Source organism: candidate division KSB1 bacterium (assembly GCA_034506335.1).
Lineage (GTDB): Bacteria > Zhuqueibacterota > Zhuqueibacteria > JANLFK01 > Oleimicrobiaceae > Oleimicrobium.
Genome location: JAPDPR010000023.1, coordinates 1 through 6,508 on the forward strand (window position 1 = coordinate 1; position 6,508 = coordinate 6,508).

The window sequence follows — 6,508 nt, forward strand, 5'->3', positions numbered from 1 at the left end:
CTGCCAACCATTTTGCCACCAATAACCACATCTACCGCTTTAGCAGGATCAACCTAACCTATCGCCCCGCGGTGAAGGTGGAGGGCGTGGGCAACGTGGTGTCCCACAACTTGATCCACGACGCTCCCCACGAGGCCATCTATTTTTCGGGGAACGAACATCTGATCGAGTATAACGAAATCTTCGATGTGGTGAAAGAGACCGGCGACGCGGGGGCGATCTATTCGGGACGAGATTATACCTGGCGTGGCACGGTGGTGCGCTACAACTTTATCCACCACCTGCTTGGCCCCGGCTTGTTTGGGGTGATGGGCGTGTACCTGGACGATTTTATGAGCGGCACGATCGTGCACGGCAACATTTTCCACCGCGCGGGTCGGGCGGTTTTCCTGGGGGGCGGGCGCGACAACCTGGTGGAAAACAACGTCTTTGTGGACTGCCAGGCCTCGGTGCACATCGACGCGCGCGGGCTCACTTGGGCACGCAACTACTTTGACGGATCCTATACGTGGCTCACCGATCGCATGCGAGAAGTCAACTATGACAAGCCGCCCTACAGCACGCGGTATCCAGAGCTCCTCGAGTACTATCTGGACAACCCAGCCGTGCCGCGCGGCAATAAAGTCCTGCGTAACGTCTCTTTCGGGGGCACTTGGCTCGATATCGAGGATGGAGTGGACCCTGGACTGTTGGAAATGCGCGACAACATCATCGCCGACCCCATACTCTGCTACTGGCGGGGGCCTGAGATCAAGGATGCCCCCACCGGCACCGTCTATAAGAACGACCACCCAGAGTTTCGCGAAGAACTGGCGGGCAATGTGATCTTGAACGGGGACCCGGGTTTCATGGCACTCGATAAAGGTGATTTCCGCCTGCGAAAGGGATCGCCGGCGCTACAACGAGGTTTTGTGAATCCGCCAGTAGAGAAGATCGGCTTGTACCGGGACACGTTCCGACGGCAGGTGCCGCGGAGGTTAAGGGCGCCGAGATGAGGGCCAAAGCCAATGGGGCGCAAGGTGGAGCACGTGGTGCGCTCTGGCGCAAGACCCCACCACTCAATGTGCGCAGGGTCACACCATCGCACGCCGGAAAGCGGTAACTTGCTGGTGGGGGAGGCAAGTAAGGAGAATAGCGCATGAGAACGACCCAATCGGACATCCTCGTTCAACGCAGCTTGTGTGCGTGGGTTCTCTCCGCCGCCCTTCTGGGTGCTGTTGGGCTGGGCAGAGGCGTGGCCCAGATTGATCGCCCTTTTGAACCGTTAGTGGTATGCGGGGATTCAACTCTTTCCGCGGCCATGCTCGACGTGGAACGCATGCGTCTGTGGGCGTTTCGCGCCCAGCAGGGCCTCTGGGAGTTGGTGCCCTCTCAAGTGGACGAAGTGAATCCGAAGGTTCGGCCGTGGGACCGTTACTTCGTGTCCGAGGACTCTCTGCACGGCGTTTTTGATCTCGACGATGAGCTGGTGGTGATGGCCAGAGACCTTGGCCAGAAGGCCGACACCACCCAGTGGCCGCCCACATCCGATTCACTCCGCTTTGAGCTGGCCTTTTTCGATTCGTTGGACGGCAGTACTGGGTACCTCTACCTCCATTGGGCAGCCCCGACCGCTGAAGTGCCCACTTTGTATGAGCTTGCTTACGATAGCGCCTCAGACAACATTTCCACGCTTGCCTACCAGGTCGGATTCAATGGGACTGGGCAGCTGGCTGACGTTTTCCTGTCGGCGGAGGTTGGTGGTGCAGGCATAGACCTGTTCGACCGGTTCAAGCTCCGGGCCATCGCCTCATGGGTGATTTTTCCAATCTACTTGGATGAAGACCTTTTTGTGGCCGAGCGCGCCTATGCGCGAGTGGGTCCGGTGCGTGTGGTACGCAATCTTGATGCTCGATTCAAAGGTAAGATCGGCCCGGTGGACGTGGACAGACCTTTTACCCAGACGGTGCTTTTCTACCCGTACTCCGCCTCCTTTGAGCTCCCGCCACTGCCGCTGGATGGAGCGAAGGAGATAGGCGTCAACGTCTCCGTGCTTCGTGCTTCTTGGGACATGAACGCGAATGCGGCCGGTATGCGTTTCTTTAGTGCCGGTAACGTGGCAGGCGTGTTTGTGGATGGACAAAAGGACCAGATCAACGCGAGCTGCTCGCCCGGCAAGCTGAACTGGACGCTGCTCACGGGCGCGCAAGGCACAGTACTCAACATCTTCCGCGTGCCCGAGCTGGGCGACAAGATTGAGCTGTACTACCACGACGCCACGGACGGGACAACTGCTGACAGGCATGTGCTCTCGCGCGACACCGGCGACATGCTCTCTTACGGCGACAATGGTTTTCTCCTTTCAGGCAATATCCAAAACTATTTCGGCCCTGGGGTGACGTTTAGTGTGGGATACACCAACTATTTCTTGCCGCCTAATGTGCCTCCGGAGCAGGCGGCGAAGATGTGCGAGCAGGCTGAGCACCCCCTGCAGTGCACGGTCACTCTCCAGCGGCGCGCCTCTTCGCCCAGTGGCGTGACGACCTCCGGGGTCCGTGGGCCGCGGAACTTTGGGCTGGTGGCCTGGCCCAACCCATGCAACGGTGCTACCACCATCTGCTTTCAGCTTGAACGCCAACAGCGGGTGGTGGTGGACGTGTACGATGTGCATGGGCGATGGGTCACGCGGCTCGCCGAAGGGGAGCGCACTCCCGGGTCCCACGCCCTGCGCTGGGAGATTCAGAGCGGGCAAGGACAGGGACTGCCCTCAGGACTCTATTTCGTTCGCCTGACCGCTGGGGCCTCCGCAGTGGTGCAGAAGGTCCTGCTGGTTCGGTGATGGGCTCCATGCGCGCGACGCCTCATAGAAGGTTAGCCCTTTTAGGCCTAACGCTGATGGCCGCATGCCAGGTTGACCATGGCCTTTACCCGGTCAACTATGAGATCCGTGGCAAGGTCATCTTCTTTGCCGGTCAGCCGCCGACGAACACCGATCGCGTGGAAGTGTTTGCCCTCAAAGAGTTTCCCCCAAAAGATCCCCAGAACCTCCTCTACGCCGGGCAGTCCGGGCCCTTGGACTACACCAAGAACGACTCGGTGGACTATGTGATTTCCGTGTCACCTACCTCCTACGACCTGGTGGCCGTGGTGTGGAAAGAGAAGGGCAGCGGGTGGAGTCTTACGGGTCTGATGGGCATCTATACAGGGGGCATTAACTTTTTCCTCCCGGCGCCCGTGGCTGTTTCCAAAGAGCACCCTGTGGTGGAGGGAGTGAACATTTTCGCCAACTGGGAGGTGGTAAGTAAGGACGCAGCTATTTCTGGCACGATTCGCTATCGCGGGCAATGGCCGAAAGAAACCGCAATGGTCCTGGTGGCCGTGTATCGTGCCCAACCGACCAGTGAATTCCAGTATTTGCTCTTCGAGAACGTGGACTATTCGCAACCCGTGTTTGTTGATTCTTCTTCCTACCGCCTCAAGGTGGGCGCAGGGGTCTACAACTATGTGGTGCTTTTCTTAGTGCCAAAGAAGATGAGCGGTCTGGGCGATCTGGTGACGTTAGGCTACTATCGGGATCCCTCCGATCCATCGCGCCCAGGCGCAGTCTCGGTGAAGAGCGGAAGCGAGGCCGCAGGCGTAGACATTGTCGTGGACTTTTTCGCGGGTCAGCCATGAGGCGACGGTCGGCCATCTCCGTCCTCACACCGGCCAAAGGGCTTCAGGTCATAGTCGTACCCGTTGTGGCGCGGCTTGTTTTGGCGCTCGTGGGGACTGCGTGTTTGCTCACGGGGTCGACAAGGGCGCAGGCGAGCGACCGAGGCGCGATCGCCGGCACAGTGCGGGACGCGAACTCGGGCAAGGCACTCGCCGGGGTGAATGTCCAGGTGGAGGGGACCGTTTTGGGTGCCAGCACCGATGCGCGAGGTAACTTTCTGATCGGCGGCCTCCCTCCGGGCAAGTATGCCCTGCGGGTGTCAATGATCGGGTACCGCATCGCGCGCGTGCTAGCAGTGGAGGTGGCGCCCGGCGCCACGAGTCTGGTGAGCGTGGAGTTGGCCCAGACGGTGGTCGACTTGAATCCTGTCGTAGTGACCGCAGACAAAGGCGAACGGCCGCTGGACGAGGCGGCCAATAGCGTGGCCGTGCTCGGGGCCAATCAGATTCGGCTGCGCCAGGCCTTGCGCGTGGACCAGGCCCTGGAGATGGTGCCCGGCGTGAGCTTCGTGCGCGAGCAGGTGAACATTCGTGGATCGACAGGTTTCACCTTAGGGGCTGCTAATCGAACCTTGCTGTTGGTGGACGGCGTGCCGGTCATGGCCAGCGACACCGGGGAGTTCAACTGGGACTTGCTGCCGGTGTTAGATATTGAGCGAATCGAGGTGGTCAAGGGGGCGGGTTCAGCACTCTGGGGAAGCGCCGCACTGGGCGGGGTGATCAACATCATCACCAAGGGGCCGTCAGAGGAAGGCAGGCTCTCGGCTCGGGTGGTGGCCGGCGAGTACACTCAACCGCGCTACCCGGAATGGCGCTGGACGGACGCGCCGATGGTCTACGGCCGCGCCGACGTGAGCTACAGCCGCAAATACGGGCCATTTGGCATGAGGATGTCTGTAGGCAGGCATGTCTCCACCGGCTACACCGAGGTTGGGGACTTTAGACGGTGGAATGTGACAGGCAAGTTTACTTACACGCTGGCAAATGGCTCAAACCTTGTCCTCTACGGCGGGTACAACTACAACCTCACAGGGATCTTTGTGGGATGGGATGACCCCCGGCATCCATTCCAGGTTCGCCCTTCCAACCGCAACAGGGCCAAAATCGAGATGGCCAACTGCTATGCCCGCTACCACTGGGTTCTCTCACCACGTGCGGCCCTGAAGTTTCGCGTCTCTTATTTGATGACGCTCATGGGGAGCCAGTTTGTCACCACCGACTTTAACCCTGCGCACGGCTGGGGCGCAGAGGTGCAAGGGGATTTGCTCCCCTCTTCCGGGATTGCGCTTACCTACGGGGCAGAGTGGCGCTGGGACACGGGCAATACGAAGTACTTTGGCGAGCATCAAGGCTACACGGTCGGCCTATACGGGCAGAGCGAGTTTCGTCTTTGGCAGGGAAAGTTGCACGTGACCCCGGGCCTGCGTTATGACCGCTACCAACTCATCGGCGGCGTGGCGCAGGCGCTGCTGAGTCCGCGTCTTGGGCTCAATTGGCGACCCCTGGCCGGGACGGTGGTGCGAGCTTCTGCTGGCAGCGGCTTTCGCGCTGCAACTATCGCTGAACGGTACCTTGATTTTGAAAACCGCAGTGTCATCGTCCGCGCCAACCCTGAACTCAAAGCCGAGACCTCGTGGTCCTACGACGCAGGTCTGCGCCAGTATCTGTCCCCGCAGTGGTACGTTGAACTGTCCGCGTTCCGCACCGATTTCGACGATCTCATTGAGGTGGACCTCAAGCAAAGCCAGATAGAGTTGGGGCAAGACATTCGCGTGAGCGTGCGCTTTCAGAACCTGCAGCGGGCGCGAGTGGAGGGCGTTGAGCTTGCTACCTCTGGGCGCTGGTGGCGTGATCGCATCGGCCTCCAGGCGTGGCTCACACTCATGGACCCAAGAGACCTGACCACAGGCCGCCTTCTCACGTACCGCCCCAAGGCCATTGGCCACTTGATGCCTACGCTTCGCATTGGTCCCTTGGAATTCCAGGCCGAGTATCGCTATGCCAGTCGCATCGAGGCCGTGAAGCTCTTCCAGTATGACGAGCGGGTGCCGCAGAAAGTGTTAAACCTTCGCCTGATATGGCGCACAGGGCCGGTTGAGGTGGAGGCCTCGATGAACAACGCCCTGGATTACTACTACACCCAAATCGAGCGCACGATGGGAGAGATCCGTAACGTTTCGTTCGGCATACGCAGTGAGTTCTGAGTGGGGAGGCAGAGCACGATGACCACCGTTAGGCCCAGCAACCTCTCGCCGCACGAGGTGATTGACATCCACGTGCACATTGCTGGCCCTGCGGGTGAGAACGAGAGGATGTATTTTGTTTCCGATGAATTCAAGAAGTCACTTTCCTTTGAGGGGGTCAAACTGGTCACAAAGCTGTCGGAGGACGAGATTACCGGCCCGCGCTATGTGAGCGTGCTCTTCAGCCAAGTGCGCGAGTCTCGCCACGTGGACAGGGCCGTGCTCCTGGCTTTGGACGCGGTGTACGGCGAGGAGGGCCAGCTGCGGCGCGAGGCGACCCACCTCTACGTGGCGAATGAATACTGCGCCGGGCTATCGCAGCTTTATCCGGTCTTCTTGTTTGGCTGCTCGGTTCACCCTTACGCGTCCGATGCCTTGGAGCGCCTGTGGCACTGTGCGCGCCAGGGCGCAGTGCTGTGCAAATGGTTGCCCTCGGCACAGTGCATCGACCCCACGCACCCGCTTGCAGTGCGCTTTTATCGCGCGCTGGCCTTGTTAGGCATGCCGCTGCTCATCCATGTGGGGCCTGAAGAGACCATACCCACGAACTTGGACACCGCCGATGAGCTCCT

Annotated in this window: 5 protein-coding genes; all 5 read left to right on the forward strand. The window is 60.0% G+C overall.

Translation table 11 applies throughout. From position 1 onward, the window contains the following. The coding region (locus ONB25_08350; protein MDZ7392888.1) for a right-handed parallel beta-helix repeat-containing protein at positions 1 to 995 on the forward strand (995 nt) is incomplete at its 5' end. 143 nt (positions 996 to 1,138) lie between these two features. Continuing rightward, entirely contained in the window at positions 1,139 to 2,818 is a 1,680-nt protein-coding gene (locus tag ONB25_08355) for a T9SS type A sorting domain-containing protein (protein ID MDZ7392889.1), read from the forward strand. Between the two features lie 8 nt (positions 2,819 to 2,826). After that, positions 2,827 to 3,654 (forward strand): hypothetical protein, encoded by an 828-nt coding sequence (locus ONB25_08360; protein ID MDZ7392890.1) that lies wholly within the window; start codon positions 2,827 to 2,829, stop codon positions 3,652 to 3,654. Continuing rightward, positions 3,651 to 5,897, forward strand: a complete 2,247-nt coding sequence (locus ONB25_08365) for a TonB-dependent receptor (GenBank protein MDZ7392891.1) — start codon at positions 3,651 to 3,653, stop codon at positions 5,895 to 5,897. Before ONB25_08360 ends, ONB25_08365 begins: the two co-directional genes overlap by 4 nt. Before the next feature lie 18 nt (positions 5,898 to 5,915). Beyond that, on the forward strand, positions 5,916 to 6,508 hold a 593-nt coding region (locus ONB25_08370), incomplete at its 3' end, for a hypothetical protein (protein ID MDZ7392892.1).